Below are 12,793 nucleotides of genomic sequence, written 5' to 3' on the forward strand. Positions count from 1 at the left end.
GGCGTCCCTACGTCCAGTAACTGCTTAACAAGGCCCTGGACACCAGCACCCAGCCGTCGATCAATACGAACAGCAATATCTTCAGCGGCAGGCTGATCGTCGCCGGCGGCACCATGATCATGCCCAAGGCCATCAGCACCGCGCCCACCACCAGGTCGATCAACAGAAACGGCAGGAAAATCACGAAGCCAATCTGGAACGCGGTCTTGAGCTCGCTGAGCAGGAACGCCGGCAGCAGATGACGGAAGCGGATGTCGTCGATGGTCTTCGGCGCCGGCACGCGAGCCATTTCCAGCACCGCGGTCAGGTCCGATTCGCGGGTCTGGCCGACCATGAACTCGCGCATCGGCAGCAAGCCGCGCCGCACCGCTTCGCCGCTGCCGATCTGCTCGGCCATGTATGGCTGCAATGCGTTGTCGTTGACCTTGTCCAGCACCGGCGCCATCGAGAAATAGGTCAGGCAGATCGACAAGGTCACCACCACCGCGTTCGGCGGCGTTTGCGGCAAACCCAGGGCATGGCGCAGCAAGGACAGCACGATCACGATGCGGGTGAACGAGGTCATCGCGATCAGCGCCACCGGCAACAGCGACAACGCGGTCAGCGCGATGAGATTACGGATCGCCGGCGAATAGTCCTGCTTGAGCGCTTCGCCGACCAGGTCGCTCGGCGCGGTCGCGCCCGCGGCCACGGCGGCGCCGGCGAACAGCAATGCGCCGGTCATCGCACCGATCACGATCGGCCAACGGCGGCGGTCAGGCGTGCGGGTCATGGGACGGGGTCGCTTGATCGAGAGGTTGCGCGGGACCGAGCTGGGCGCTGGCGGTCGATTCGAGAATCAGATAACGGTTGCGTTCGTCGGCGACGCGATACAGCACGGTACGCGGGCTCAGTCGCAGCACCTGCTCCACGCGCAGGCGCGAAGCGTCGTCGGCCGCGCCGCTCGGCGCCGGCAGCCAGCGGTTCAACCAGCCCTTGCGCTTGGCGAACAGCAGGCCGCCGAGGCAGGCGCCGAGCAACACCACCAGCACCAGCAGCACGCCGACCGCCGAATCGGCGACCGATTCGTGCTCATCGCGAAAACCGATCGGCGCGGCACTGTGCACCGCGCCGGGCGCGACGACAGGTGCCGTCGCAGGCGCAACGACAGGCGTGGTCGCCGGCGCCGCGGTTTGCTTCGCGGCGGGTTGCGTTGCGTCAGCGCTCACGCCAGTTCCAGGATCCGCACGCCGAAGTGATCGTCCACCGCGAGCAACTCGGCGCGCGCGACCGCGCGACCGTTGAGCATCAAGGTGATCGGCGCTTCCAGCGCTTCGTTCATGTCGATCACGTCGCCGGCCTTGAGGCCGAACAAACGCTCGACCGACAGATTGATCGTGCCGACCTGGGCGGCCAGCGAGACCTGCACATGGCCGATCAGGCCTATGTCCTGGCGCGCGCCCGCGTCGCGCAGGCTGCTGTCGAGGGTGGTCTTGTCGGCCGGGATGACTTCGGCGGCTGCACTGTTCTTCATGAGGTTGCCCCTTGCTGCATGGAAATCGAGGAAATACGAATGGCGCGTTGGCCGTCCTGGGCGATCAGCTGACCGCGCGCGAGCGCCGCGCCGGATGCCGAACGCAAGGTCAATGCGGTGTCGAGCTTGACCGCGGTGCGGATGATTTCGCCCGGGCGCAGATCGAAGGCCTGGCCGATCTCGGCCATGCCCAGATCGAGCACGACCTCCAGGCCGACCTGCGCCTGGGTCATCGCGTCGCCGCGCTTGCTCAGCGCGAGCGCCGCGGCGGGTTTATCGACCGGCACCAGCGCATCGCAGACGCCGGCGTCGAGGTACAAGGCAATGCGCACGCCGGCCACCTGCACCAGCAGACCGACCACGCCATGACGCGCGGTCAGCGCGCGTTCGCTCGGCGCGGCCGCGTCGCTCAATGCATCGGCTTCGGACGCGGCGGCAAACCAGGCGCGCATCAAATCGCTCCAGGCGCGGCGGCCGACGCCTTCGGCCAGACCGAGCGTGTCGGATTCGTTGCTGCCGAGCAGGCGTCGTCCGAGCTGATCGAACGCAGCCGAGGCCATGCACGCATGCACCGTTCCGCCGCTGGCGCGCGTGGCGAACCATTGACCTGCGCCGACGCCGCTGTCGAGCGGTTCCAGATTGAACTCCAGCGCGGCCTTTTCGCTCGACCACTCGCGCAGCCATTCGCCGCCGCGCGCCGACAACAGCGAACGCAGACGCGCCAACCGGCTCGCGCCGTGCCAGCGCACCGGCAACAACACGGCCATCAGCTGCCCCTCGTGCTGTTGTAGAGCTGCTCGATCATCTCGTTGCTCACGGTCATCACCCGCGAGCTGGCCTGATAGCCGCGCTGGATGATGATCATGTCGGCGAACTCGCGGGTCAGGTCGATGTTGGACAGTTCCAGGCTGCGGCCGACGATGCGGCCGTAGCGCGACTCGCCGGGACGGCCGAGTTCCTTGTCCTGCACGCTCGGTCCCGATACCAGTCGGCCGCCGTCGAGCTTGAGCGAGCTTTCGTTGGGCAGCGAGGCCAGCGCCAGACGCGGGCCCTGGCGTTTTTCCTTGGCCGAATACGACAGCTGCAGCACGCCCTTCTCGTCGAAAGCCACGTCGTTGTAGCCGAGGATGGCGTGACCGTCGGCGACCGTCGCGGTGACGTTGACGCTGCCGCCGCTGAACGAATAAATGCCGTCGAAGCCGCCTGGCGTGCCGAAGTTGAAGGTCACCGGCTGCGGCGTGGCGCCGCCGAAGGCGAACTGGGCGGTGAACTCGTTGGTCTCGCGGGTCGGCGTGCCGAGCGTGTCGAACTTCAAGGTATGCGTGGCGATGGTGGCGTCGGTGGAATCCTTGATCACCACGTTGAACTCGGCCGGCATGTTGTTGGCGCTGGTGCGGGTGAACACCGCCGACAAACGCCGCGCGGTGCCGTTGGAATCGAACACGTCGATCGAGGTGATCGTGTACGGCGTGGTCATGCTCGGGGTCAGCGTGCCCTTGAAGTTGACCTTGCTGGTCAGCTCCGGCGGCAAGGTGCGCATCGGGGTGAGATCGATCGCGGCCAGGTTGCCGTCGCCGTCGTAGCCCATCACTTCGTAATCCGACACCGTGTCGACCAGCACGCCCTTTTCGTTGAAACGGAATTGGCCGGCGCGGGTGTAGTGCAACTCGCCGCTGCGATCGCGAAGAATGAAATAGCCGTCGCCGTCGACCGCCATGTCGGTGGCGTTGCCGGTCTGACGAATATCGCCGGGTTCAGTGCGCATGCCCTCGCCGCTGATGCGCGAGCCTAGGCCGCCACGCACGTTCTCGAAGAACGCATCGCTGCCGCGGAACCCGGGCGTGTTCATGTTGGACACGTTGTTGCTGATCGTGTTGAGCCCGCGCGAGAAACTGAAAAGTCCCGACAGGCTGTTGAACAAGGCTTGGAACATGAGCGCGCTCCTGCGACTTAAGACTGCTTGGTGTAGCTGCTGGTTACGACGGTTGACTCGGGCTGCCGCGGCGGTCGGTTACGGCTGCTTGACCAGGGTGACCTGGGACAGGCGGATGCCGGTGGTGACCTGTTTGTTGGCGTCGGTGACGCTCAAGGTCGGGCCGTTTTCGGTGAACTGCACCGCGGTGACCGAACCGGTCAGCGGAATCGCCTGGCCCTGCACGTCGACGCCGCGGCCGATCAGCGCCAGCGCCTGGCTGGTGGCGTTCATCGACAGCAGCTCGTTGGTGTTCTCGCTGGTCTGGCGCGATTGCTCCAGCGAAGTGAACTGCGCCAACTGGGCCAGGAACTCGCGGTTGTCGACCGGTTCCAGCGGGTCCTGGAACTGCAGCTGGGCCAGGAACAGCTTGATGAAATCCTCCTGATCGATGCTTTTCTGCCGGGTCAGGACCTGGTTCTGCGGGTTCGGCGTGCTGCCGATGGCGTCGATGGCCATTAGACGTTCTCCTGTGACGTGTTGCGATCGGCGCGCCAGTATTCGCGGCCGTTGACGACGATGCGTTGCAGTCGGGTGCCGTGTTCTTCGGCGAGCGCGTGCATCAGGCGGCCGAGCCGTTGCGCGGCATCCGGGTCGAGGCGGTAGTCGCGAATCCACAAGGTGGCGTCGCCGCCTTCGCTCTCGATCCAGCGCAGCACACGGCTTGCCCACGGCGCGGCCGCGCCGTCGGACGCGTTGCGCGGCGCGCTCGCCGAAGCAGTGGATTCGCCGGATGTCGTGGCGCTCGATTGCAGCGGATCGGCCAGGTTCGGCATCGGCAACACCTGCGGCGACGCCGCGTCGGCCTGGGCCAGATGGCGAATGCTGTATTCGACCCAGGCATCGGCCAGGCTCGCGTTGGCGCGGGTCGCGGCCTCGCGCGCGGGCGACGAGGCCAGGCCCTGCCCGCCCGGTCGCTGGGTTGCGCTGAGCAATTGCGACAGGCGGCCGTTGGCCGACAACCGCCATGGCATGGCCAGCAATTCCTGCTCGCCGCCGCGGCCGCTTACGTGGAACTCCAGCAGCAGATCGGCTTGATCGGCCTTCGCGATATCGAACGCCAGCGACGGCGCATCGATGTCGCCGGCCGCGCGCGATTCGCGCTGGGTATCGCTTTGGATATCGCGCGCATCCGGGGCCGCGGCGCGGCCCTGGTCGGAGCCGATCCAACGGCTGAAATCGGAGCCGCCTTCGCGCGGCGTCGCGTTGTGGCGCGGCAACAGCGCCGCGGCGGCGATGGAGGTGGGTTTGATCATGCGCGATCGCTCCGGTGACTCGCGTACAGATCGGCCATGCGGTCGAACATCAGTTTTTCCTCTTGATCGCGTTCGCCGGCGCGCAGGCGCTCATGCCGGGTCTGGGCCACGCGGGTGCGGGCACGCGCGGCGACGTGTTCGTCCTGCGCGGCATCCTGTTGGCGGCGCGCGGCGGCGTGTTCGTCGCGGCGAGTGTCGAGCCGGCTCCAGGCCTGCGCTTCGAAACTATCGACCGCCTGCAACAGCACCAGATCGACGCTGTCGGCGGCGAGCAGTTCCTCGCGACGCGCGTTGATCGCTTGCAGCACGCCCTGCGCTTCTTGCATGCGCTCGAGCGCCTGACGGGTTTCGTGGCAACGCTGCAGGAACGCGGTCGAGGCGCGCGCTTCCTCGAATTCGCGCCAGCGCAGCAAGGTCGAGACGGCGGCGGATGGTTTGCGGTTCATGCCGCGCCGCCTTCGTGCTTGATCGCGGCGGCGAGCTGGCGATAGGCCTCGGCGCGCGCGGTCGCTTCCAGCGGGGTCTGCTGCATGATCTTGTCCAGCGCCGGCTTAAGGTCGACCGCGCGATCCAGCGCCGGATTAGCCCCACGCTGATGCGCGCCCAGTTCGATCAGATCGCGCGAGGCGGCATAGGCGGCGATCTGCTTGCGCGCATCGCGGGCGATGGCCTGTTCGGATTCGCTGGCGACCTGACTCATCAGGCGACTGGTGCTTTGCAGCAGGTCGATCGCCGGATGATGGCCGCGCGCGGCGAGGTCGCGGGTCAGCACGATGTGGCCGTCGAGAATCGCGCGCATGTGGTCGGTGACCGGCTCGTTCATGTCGTCGCCTTCGACCAGCACGCTGTAGATGCCGGAGATCGAACCGCCACCGCGCAGGCGCCCGCAGCGTTCGAGCAATTTCGGCAACTGGCTGAACACCGACGGCGTGTAGCCGCGGAAAGTCGGCGGCTCGCCGATCGCCAGTCCGATCTCCCGCTGGGCCATGGCGAAGCGGGTCATCGAATCGACGATCAGCAGCACCGAGCGGCCCTGGTCGCGGAAGTATTCGGCGATCGCGTGCGCGGCGTGGGCGGCATGCGCGCGCAGCAGCGCCGGTTCGTCGGACGTAGCCGCCACGACCACCGAACGCTTGAGCCCTTCGGCGCCGAGCGCATGGGTCAGGAATTCGCCGACTTCGCGGCCGCGTTCGCCGACCAGCGCCAACACGGTCACATCGCTGCGCACCTGGCGCGCGAGCATGCCGAGCAAGGTGCTCTTGCCCACGCCGCTGCCGGCGAACACGCCCACGCGCTGGCCGGCGCCGAGGGTCAGCAAGGTGTCGATCGCGCGCACGCCGGTGTCGAGCGCGCTGTCGATCGGCGCGCGCGCCATCGGATTGATCGGCTCGCGGTACAGCGGGTACGCGTCGGAATACGCGATCGGACCGTGATCGTCGAGCGGATTGCCGAACGCGCCGATGACCCGGCCGAGCATGGCCTCGCCGACCGGCACGGTGACCGGCTGCCCGGTCGCGCGGATGTGGCTTTCGGTGGAGATCGCGCCGACGTGGCCGTACGGCATCAACAGCACGCGCTCGTCGCGGAAGCCGACCACTTCGGCCATCACCCGCGGACCCGGCGCGGCCGATTCGATCTCGCACAATTCGCCCAGGTGCGCTTCCGGCCCGAGCGCTTCGATCACCAGACCGTTGAACGAGACGATGCGGCCCAGCCTGCGTCCCATCGGAGCAAGTTGGATATGGGCCTGGGCGCGCGCCGTCAAAGCGTTCATGCGTCGGCGTCTCCGCCGTCGACGCTGCGCAGCAGCGCCTGCTTCAACGCGTCCAGACGGACTTCCAGGCTGGTGTCGTACAGGCCCTTGTGGGTTTCCAGACGGCACTGTCCGGGGCTCAGGCGCGCATCGGCGATCACCCGCACCTCGGCATCGGACGCGAGTTCGCTGACCGCTTCGACATCGGCCGCGGCCACGCGCACGGTGACCGGACGCTGGCGGTATTCGCTCAAGGCTTGACGACACAAGCGCTTCATCAATTCGCCGTCGGCGCCGATTTCGCCGAGCAGGCGGGTTACGCAGGCGAAGGCGATGTCCAGCGACAAGGTTTCCAGGCGCTGATCGAGTTCGCCCGCGGCCGCCGGCCAGGCCTTCAGCAAGGCGGCGAGTCGTTCGTTGGCGTTATCCAGCTTGCGCGTCTGCGCGGCATGCGCCTGTTCGATCCGCGCCTCGGCTTTCTGCTGGCTGGCGAGGATCTGTTCATCGGCGCGCTGAAGGCCGCGCTTGAGCCCTTCGGCTTCGGCGCGTTCGAAGATCGCCTTGCGTTCGCGTTCGAGTTCGGCGGCCGGATCCGGGCGCGGCTGCGACGGCGCCGCGTTTGGCACCGCGGCCGGCTGCAACAAGGTCGACAAGTCGACGATGCGCCCGTGGCTGGCGGGAATGCGCTCCATCAGACGCGCCCCCTGGCCGGCGTCGCGGCGGGCACGGCCATCGCTTCGGACACCAATTGCAGCGATTCGGCACGCAGCGCGTCGGCCAGCTTCGGCGGCATCCGGCCGATGCGATCGAGTTCCTCGCGCACCGAAGCGGCCACGCGGCTATCGAGCAAGGCCAGGCAGAAATTGCGATCGACGCCGGTCCACACCGACAGCACGCGAGCGAACCAGGCATGCGGCAAGGTGGTCGACAACGCGACCAGTTGATCGACATCGAGCGAAGTGCGCGCGGTCAGGCCGCGCATCTCGTCGCCGAGCAGGGCGTCGGCGAGTTCCGCCGCCGGCAGCTGGCTGCGGCGCAGGTCATGCATCAGCGCGCGGATCGTGCGCGCCGACGCCGCCGGCAGCCGCGCCAGCAACTGGCGCTGGTCGGATGCGCCCAGGCTCAGCAGCAACAGCGCGCTCTTGCGTTCGCCCAGGGTGCTCATGGGGTCTTGCTCGCGACGATGCGATGCTCGACCGGCATCTGCCCTTCCGACAGCCAGCCGCGCAGCTTGGCCAGCACCGCTTCGCGTTCTTCGGCGCTGAGCTTGCGCGGCTTGCGCTGCGCGGCGAAAGCGAAGATCGCGCCGAGCAACAGGCCGACCGCGCCAGCCAGCGCCCACGGCATCCACGGTTGCAGTTGCAGCGAGCGGTTAGCGATCAGGTTGCCGTGCTGCGTAGCCGGTGAAACACGATCGGCCGGTTGCGGCGTGGTCAATGCGGCCACCGCGGGCGGCGTCGCGCGCACCTTGCCGCTCGGCAGGCGCGAGACTTCCAGTCGGTCGCCGCGATTGGTGTCGATGCCGGCGGCGGCCGAGATCAGCGAATGGATACGCGCGACCTCCTGCTCGTCCAGGTGCTGCGGCAGGATCACCGCGACCGACAGACGCTCGACCCGGCCCGGCGCGCGCGAAATCTCTTCGCGCGACATGCCGTGCACGTACTCGGATTCTTCCTGGCTCTGGCTGCGGCCGGCCGCGTCGGGCGCCTGGCTGGAATTCACACGTTTGCGCGCGAGCAGGCCGTTGCCGTCGTCGCCTTGAGCGATCGGACGCTCGCTGACTTCACGCACCGCGTCGAAGTTCAGGCTCGCATCGACCGAGACCTTGAACTCCTCGTTGTTGAGCACCTGACCCAGCAGTTCAACCACGCGCAGGCGGATGCGGTCTTCCAGCCGCGCTTCCTCGTCGGAACGTTCGTCCAGCGCGATCGCGCCGCGTCCGCCATCGGCGCCGCCGGCGAGCAAGGTGCCGTTGGAGTCGAGCACCGACACGTCGGCCACGGCCAATCCTTCCACCGCCGAAGCCACGAGGCTGCGGATGCCCTGCACCTGTGGCCGCGCCAAGGTCTCGCCGGGATTCATCGCCACCGCGACCGAGGCCTTGGAGCTTTCGCGATCGCCGACGAACATGCCGGGACGACGGATCGTCAGATGCACGCGCGCGGTCTGCACGCCCGGCAGCGAAGCCACGGTGCGTTCGATCTCGCCCTGCAGCGCGCGCTGGTAATTGACCCGCTGAGCAAACTCGGTCACGCCGAAATCGGCGTCGTCGAACAGCTCGAAGCCGACATGGCCGCCGCGCGGCACGCCGGCCGAGAGCAGGCGCATGCGGGTTTCGTACACGCTGTCGGCGGCGACGGTGATACCGGTGCCGCCGTCGATGATCTGGTGCGGAATCTTCCACTCGTTGAGCGACTGCACGATCTCGGCGGTGTCGGCTTCGCGCAGCTTGCCGAACAGCAGTTGCTGGCGCGGCGCCATCAGCCACCACAGCATGCCGGCGGTCAGCGCCACGATCGCCAGCACGCCGACGATCAGGCTCACGCGCGCGGCCGGGGACAGGGAAACGAAATAGCTTTTGGGATTCATGGGCGTGGGTCAGGTCACAACTGCATGCGGGTCAGTTCCTGGTAGCTCTCGAGCATCCGGTTACGGACCTCGACGACCAGGGTCAGGTCCATGCGCGCTTGTTCCATCGCGATCATCACCTCGTGGATCGGGATGTCCTGGCCGGCGGCGAGCGCGCGCAACTGGGTGTCGGCGCTGCGCAGGCTCTGGTCGGCGCGGCTCAGGCCGGCGCCCATCACGTTCATGAAATCCGCGCCTTTGATAGCGGTGGCGCCGGTCGGCGCGATCGCGTCGGTGCGGATGGTTTCGGGTTGCGCGAGCGCGCTGAGCGCGATCGCTCCGATGGCTTCGACGCTCATCATTTGGCTCCTATTTCGAGCGCGCGCAGCATCATGCCGCGCAGCAGGTTGAACGAACGCACGTTGGCTTCGTAGCCGCGGCTGGCGGTCATCAGCGTGGTCATTTCGCCGACCATGTCGGTGGCCGGGTAATGGACCATGCCGTCCTTGTCGGCCATCGGATGCGCCGGGTCGTTGACTTCGCGCAGGCCGGTGGGTTGTTCGGACACCGCGGCGGCGAAGTCGCCGGGCGCTCCGGTCAAGCCGGGCGCGCCGACGCTCAGGCGGGTCGCGCCGTGACCGGCGGCGACCGGCACGTTGGCCGCGGCGATGTTGCGGCTGGACGCATCCAGGCGCAGGCGTTCGTACTGCATGCCGGCGCGCGCGGCGTCGAGGATCGATTCGATGGCCATGCTCAGCTCCTTCCGGTGACGGCCAGGCGCATCAGGCCGAAATGCCGGCTCAGCGCTTCGCTCAGGGATTGGTAGTTCAGGCTCGCCGCGACCATGTCGCCGACCTGTTCGTCGAGTTGCACGGTCTGCCCGACTGAGGCGACCGGCACCGATTCGGGGCTGGTCGTCGTCTGATGCAGACGCGCGACGAGTTCGGAATCGCGGCCGCCGGCTTGCGCGGCTTCGTTCAACAGACCTTGCAAGCGGCCGAAGTCGGCGCGCTGCACGCGCGCATCGGCGCGATTGGCGCCGGCGATGTTCGCGCTGGCCAGACGCGCCTGCAGGTCCTGCATGCCCAGCGCGAGCCGGACCGCTTCGGTGGTGATGTCGCTGCTCATTGCCGCTTCCCCTGAAAAATGCCGTAGACCGCCATCGATATGCCGCTGCTCGTAAACCCGTGCATCACTGGATCACCAGCTCGCCGTCCAAGGCACCGGCGGCCTTGATCGACTGAAGTACCGCGATCACGTCGCGCGTGCTGAGCTTGATCGCGCGCAAGGCCGACACCAGTTCGGCCACGCTCGCGCCCTCGCGCACGCTGACCAGCGGCGCCGGACCTTCGTCGGCCTTGATCTCGGTGCGCGGCACCACCACCGAACCGATGCTGCTGCCCGGACGCACGAACACGCCCTCGGGCTGCGACACGGTGTAGTCGGTGCGGATCTCGACCTTAAGATCGCCGTGCGACACAGTCACCTCGCCCAGGCGCACGTCGCCGCCGGCGACCACGGTGCCGGTGCGTTCGTTGACCACCACGCGCGCCTTGCGCTGCGGCTGCACCGACAGGTTTTCCAGGCGCGATATTTCCGATACCAAGTTGGTCGGCGCATTCGCATACGCCACCGTAACCTTGCCTGCATGCTCAGCCCGCACACTGGCCCCCGACACCGACCCGCGAATCGCATCGGCGATGCGCTCGGCATTGGTGAAATCCGGCTCATTGAGCAGGATGCTGAGCGAACGCCCGTCGCCGGCTACGCGCAGCGGCGAGCCCTGCTCGACGCTGGCGCCCTGCGGCACCCAGCCGACCGTCGGATGGTTTTTCTGCAACGAGGCAGTGACGCCTTCGAACTGATAGCCGCCAACCGAGATCGCGCCCTGCGCGATCGCATACACGCGACCGTCCGGGCCCGACAGCGGGGTGAGCATCAAGGTGCCGCCGGTCAGGCTGCGCGCGTCGCCCGAAGACGCCACCTGCACGTCGAGCATCTGCCCCGGCTCGGCGAACGCCGGCAGGCGCGCAGTCACGATCACCGCGGCGACGTTGCGGCTGGCCAGATCGGCCTCGCTGACGTTGACGCCGAAATTGCGCAAGGTGTTGGCGACCGACTGCAAGGTCGCGCGGTTGCGCGCCGAGTCGCCCGAGCCGGACAGGCCGAACACCAAGCCGTAACCGGTCAACGGATTGTCGCGCACGCCGGCGACGCGGGCGAGTTCCTTGACCCGCACGCCGGCCGCGGCCTGCGCGGTCGCCGACGCGCCCAGCAACATGCCGAGCGCGACGCCGGTCAGCAACAGATTCTTGAAAGTCGTCATCGCGATCACATCAACCTCAGCCACTTGAACATGCGATAGATCAGGCTCTGACGCTGCGACGAACTGACCACGCCGACGCCGACCAATTCCAGATCGGCATTGGCGATGCGGTGCGAGAGCACGGTGTTGTCGGGGCCGACGTCTTCGGGACGGACCAGACCGCTGACCTTGATGGTCTGCTTCTCGCCGTTGACCTTGAGCGTCTGCAGACCCTGGATCTGCAGGCTGCCGTCGGGGGTCACCCCGACCACTTGCGCGGAAATCTGCGTGCGCAGTTCGCCCACGCGGGTGGTCTGGGCGCCGGCGCGGTTGCTGCCGCCCAGGCCCAGGCGCGCATCGAAGTCGGTCGACGGCGAAGTCAGGCCGGCGCGCATGTCGAGATCGCTGGACGCGTCGGTGGCGGCCTGCGACTTGGCCCGCGTGGCTTCGATCACGTACACCGTGATCACGTCGCCGATGCGGTGCGCGCGATGGTCCGCGGCCAGGCCGCGGTAGCCGTTTACATCGATCAGGCTTTCGCGCGAGGGCTCGGGTGTCGACATCGTTTCGATCGTCTGCGGCGGCATCGACTGCTGCTGGGCGAACGCCGGGCCGGCGCAGACCGCCGCAACGGCCAACGCGATCGCGATCCGCCTCGGAGCCCGCATCGAAGTCAGCGCATGCCGCGTAGGGGCGTGCTTATTCATCCACTTGCACCTTTTGTTTTCCGGTGACGCGTGAAACCACGGTTCGTTCTCCATCGTCGGCCCGCACCGGGATGCGCTCGCCGACCCGGCCATCGCGCAGGGCGACGCCGGGTACGCTGAGCCGCACCGCGCCGCGGGCGACATCGATACGCACGGGCTGTTGCGCCTGCACGTCGGGAATGACTTCGAAATCGGCGGCCATCGCCGGTTGGCCGGCACGCACCGAACGCTTCAGGCGCAGCGACTGCACGCCATCAATCGATTCCAGCGCGTCGCCCGCGCAGCAATTCATGTCGACCTGCGCCGTGGCCAGGGCGATGCCTTCACCGCCACGGCGCGCCGGGTAATCGGCGCTGTAGGTCGGCACGTCGCGCAGGTCCTGGCTTTCGACCCACACCGTCAAGCTGCGCGCGACCGCGCCGTCGACGCGCAACTGCACCGGCACGCCGACCCGCGCGCGCGGCCAGCGGCCGGCGATGGTGCCGACCACGGTGCTCAACGCGCCCGCGGGCACGGTCTGATCGTCGATGCGTCCGGCCACTTTCACGCTGGCCTGAGTACGTCCAGCCGCTTGCAGACGCGCACGCAACTCGGCCTCGACCGTGCGCGCGATCGCGTCCGCGCTGACCTGCTGCACGGGCGCGGCGGCAGGCGCGGCCGCGCCCGTCGCCGATGGGGCGGCGAGCGTGGACAACAGCAGGACGGCGCAGGCTTTCATT

The 12,793-nt window shown here is 67.8% G+C and carries 18 protein-coding genes; all 18 read right to left on the minus strand.

The genetic code is table 11. From position 1 onward, the window contains the following. Positions 1-7: 7 nt before the first annotated feature. On the minus strand, positions 8-772 hold the full coding sequence (fliP, locus tag ASD86_RS24220; protein WP_056116905.1) for a flagellar type III secretion system pore protein FliP: 765 nt from the start codon (positions 770-772) through the stop codon (positions 8-10). Next, positions 756-1,208 carry a hypothetical protein gene (locus ASD86_RS24225; protein WP_056116907.1) on the minus strand — a complete coding sequence of 151 codons (453 nt, stop codon included), beginning with the start codon at positions 1,206-1,208 and terminating at the stop codon, positions 756-758. The genes fliP and ASD86_RS24225 overlap by 17 nt, the downstream gene beginning before the upstream one ends. Further along, on the minus strand, positions 1,205-1,513 hold the full coding sequence (locus ASD86_RS24230) for a FliM/FliN family flagellar motor C-terminal domain-containing protein (protein WP_082578683.1): 309 nt from the start codon (positions 1,511-1,513) through the stop codon (positions 1,205-1,207). The genes ASD86_RS24225 and ASD86_RS24230 overlap by 4 nt, the downstream gene beginning before the upstream one ends. After that, the gene (locus tag ASD86_RS24235) at positions 1,510-2,280 is read right to left on the minus strand and encodes a FliM/FliN family flagellar motor C-terminal domain-containing protein (protein ID WP_056116909.1); all 771 of its coding nucleotides are present in this window, start codon (positions 2,278-2,280) and stop codon (positions 1,510-1,512) included. The genes ASD86_RS24230 and ASD86_RS24235 overlap by 4 nt, the downstream gene beginning before the upstream one ends. Further along, positions 2,280-3,446: a flagellar basal-body rod protein FlgF gene (gene flgF / locus ASD86_RS24240; RefSeq protein WP_036101697.1), complete on the minus strand. Its 1,167-nt coding sequence runs from the start codon at positions 3,444-3,446 to the stop codon at positions 2,280-2,282. The genes ASD86_RS24235 and flgF overlap by 1 nt, the downstream gene beginning before the upstream one ends. 78 nt (positions 3,447-3,524) lie before the next feature. Further along, the gene (locus ASD86_RS24245; RefSeq protein ID WP_036101693.1) at positions 3,525-3,944 is read right to left on the minus strand and encodes a flagellar hook capping FlgD N-terminal domain-containing protein; all 420 of its coding nucleotides are present in this window, start codon (positions 3,942-3,944) and stop codon (positions 3,525-3,527) included. Next, positions 3,944-4,741: a hypothetical protein gene (locus ASD86_RS24250; protein ID WP_056116912.1), complete on the minus strand. Its 798-nt coding sequence runs from the start codon at positions 4,739-4,741 to the stop codon at positions 3,944-3,946. The genes ASD86_RS24245 and ASD86_RS24250 overlap by 1 nt, the downstream gene beginning before the upstream one ends. Then, the gene (locus ASD86_RS24255; RefSeq protein ID WP_056116913.1) at positions 4,738-5,187 is read right to left on the minus strand and encodes a hypothetical protein; all 450 of its coding nucleotides are present in this window, start codon (positions 5,185-5,187) and stop codon (positions 4,738-4,740) included. Before ASD86_RS24255 ends, ASD86_RS24250 begins: the two co-directional genes overlap by 4 nt. After that, entirely contained in the window at positions 5,184-6,515 is a 1,332-nt protein-coding gene (locus ASD86_RS24260; RefSeq protein WP_056116915.1) for a FliI/YscN family ATPase, read from the minus strand. The genes ASD86_RS24255 and ASD86_RS24260 overlap by 4 nt, the downstream gene beginning before the upstream one ends. Continuing rightward, positions 6,512-7,186: a FliH/SctL family protein gene (locus tag ASD86_RS24265; protein ID WP_056116917.1), complete on the minus strand. Its 675-nt coding sequence runs from the start codon at positions 7,184-7,186 to the stop codon at positions 6,512-6,514. The genes ASD86_RS24260 and ASD86_RS24265 overlap by 4 nt, the downstream gene beginning before the upstream one ends. After that, positions 7,186-7,659: a hypothetical protein gene (locus ASD86_RS24270; protein ID WP_056116919.1), complete on the minus strand. Its 474-nt coding sequence runs from the start codon at positions 7,657-7,659 to the stop codon at positions 7,186-7,188. The genes ASD86_RS24265 and ASD86_RS24270 overlap by 1 nt, the downstream gene beginning before the upstream one ends. Beyond that, positions 7,656-9,083: a flagellar basal-body MS-ring/collar protein FliF gene (gene fliF / locus ASD86_RS24275; RefSeq protein WP_056116920.1), complete on the minus strand. Its 1,428-nt coding sequence runs from the start codon at positions 9,081-9,083 to the stop codon at positions 7,656-7,658. Before fliF ends, ASD86_RS24270 begins: the two co-directional genes overlap by 4 nt. Before the next feature lie 14 nt (positions 9,084-9,097). Next, a complete protein-coding gene (gene fliE / locus ASD86_RS24280; protein WP_056116922.1) occupies positions 9,098-9,421 on the minus strand; it encodes a flagellar hook-basal body complex protein FliE in 324 nt (107 codons plus the stop codon). After that, positions 9,421-9,813, minus strand: a complete 393-nt coding sequence (locus ASD86_RS24285) for a flagellar basal body rod C-terminal domain-containing protein (RefSeq protein ID WP_056116924.1) — start codon at positions 9,811-9,813, stop codon at positions 9,421-9,423. Before ASD86_RS24285 ends, fliE begins: the two co-directional genes overlap by 1 nt. Before the next feature lie 2 nt (positions 9,814-9,815). Further along, a complete protein-coding gene (locus ASD86_RS24290) occupies positions 9,816-10,190 on the minus strand; it encodes a hypothetical protein (RefSeq protein ID WP_056116926.1) in 375 nt (124 codons plus the stop codon). Between the two features lie 64 nt (positions 10,191-10,254). Further along, positions 10,255-11,388: a flagellar basal body P-ring protein FlgI gene (locus ASD86_RS24295; RefSeq protein WP_056117404.1), complete on the minus strand. Its 1,134-nt coding sequence runs from the start codon at positions 11,386-11,388 to the stop codon at positions 10,255-10,257. A 5-nt stretch (positions 11,389-11,393) separates the two neighbouring features. Beyond that, positions 11,394-12,074, minus strand: coding sequence for a flagellar basal body L-ring protein FlgH (locus ASD86_RS24300; protein WP_235567885.1), 681 nt, complete (start codon positions 12,072-12,074; stop codon positions 11,394-11,396). Next, positions 12,067-12,792: a flagellar basal body P-ring formation chaperone FlgA gene (gene flgA / locus ASD86_RS24305; RefSeq protein WP_056116928.1), complete on the minus strand. Its 726-nt coding sequence runs from the start codon at positions 12,790-12,792 to the stop codon at positions 12,067-12,069. The genes ASD86_RS24300 and flgA overlap by 8 nt, the downstream gene beginning before the upstream one ends. Position 12,793: the final 1 nt, after the last annotated feature.

It is taken from the genome of Lysobacter sp. Root690, from assembly GCF_001427785.1.
Taxonomy (GTDB): Bacteria; Pseudomonadota; Gammaproteobacteria; order Xanthomonadales; family Xanthomonadaceae; genus Lysobacter.

Coding starts and splice junctions, on each gene's coding strand:
- ASD86_RS24255 (WP_056116913.1), bottom strand. CDS start 5,187: ATGAACCGCAAACCATCCGCCGCCGTCTCGACCTTGCTGCGCTGGCGC.
- ASD86_RS24265 (WP_056116917.1), bottom strand. CDS start 7,186: ATGGAGCGCATTCCCGCCAGCCACGGGCGCATCGTCGACTTGTCGACC.
- ASD86_RS24300 (WP_235567885.1), bottom strand. CDS start 12,074: ATGAATAAGCACGCCCCTACGCGGCATGCGCTGACTTCGATGCGGGCT.
- fliP (WP_056116905.1), bottom strand. CDS start 772: ATGACCCGCACGCCTGACCGCCGCCGTTGGCCGATCGTGATCGGTGCG.
- ASD86_RS24285 (WP_056116924.1), bottom strand. CDS start 9,813: ATGGCCATCGAATCGATCCTCGACGCCGCGCGCGCCGGCATGCAGTAC.
- fliF (WP_056116920.1), bottom strand. CDS start 9,083: ATGAATCCCAAAAGCTATTTCGTTTCCCTGTCCCCGGCCGCGCGCGTG.
- ASD86_RS24270 (WP_056116919.1), bottom strand. CDS start 7,659: ATGAGCACCCTGGGCGAACGCAAGAGCGCGCTGTTGCTGCTGAGCCTG.
- flgF (WP_036101697.1), bottom strand. CDS start 3,446: ATGTTCCAAGCCTTGTTCAACAGCCTGTCGGGACTTTTCAGTTTCTCG.
- ASD86_RS24245 (WP_036101693.1), bottom strand. CDS start 3,944: ATGGCCATCGACGCCATCGGCAGCACGCCGAACCCGCAGAACCAGGTC.
- ASD86_RS24230 (WP_082578683.1), bottom strand. CDS start 1,513: ATGAAGAACAGTGCAGCCGCCGAAGTCATCCCGGCCGACAAGACCACC.
- ASD86_RS24260 (WP_056116915.1), bottom strand. CDS start 6,515: ATGAACGCTTTGACGGCGCGCGCCCAGGCCCATATCCAACTTGCTCCG.
- fliE (WP_056116922.1), bottom strand. CDS start 9,421: ATGAGCGTCGAAGCCATCGGAGCGATCGCGCTCAGCGCGCTCGCGCAA.
- flgA (WP_056116928.1), bottom strand. CDS start 12,792: ATGAAAGCCTGCGCCGTCCTGCTGTTGTCCACGCTCGCCGCCCCATCG.
- ASD86_RS24290 (WP_056116926.1), bottom strand. CDS start 10,190: ATGAGCAGCGACATCACCACCGAAGCGGTCCGGCTCGCGCTGGGCATG.
- ASD86_RS24295 (WP_056117404.1), bottom strand. CDS start 11,388: ATGACGACTTTCAAGAATCTGTTGCTGACCGGCGTCGCGCTCGGCATG.
- ASD86_RS24250 (WP_056116912.1), bottom strand. CDS start 4,741: ATGATCAAACCCACCTCCATCGCCGCCGCGGCGCTGTTGCCGCGCCAC.
- ASD86_RS24235 (WP_056116909.1), bottom strand. CDS start 2,280: ATGGCCGTGTTGTTGCCGGTGCGCTGGCACGGCGCGAGCCGGTTGGCG.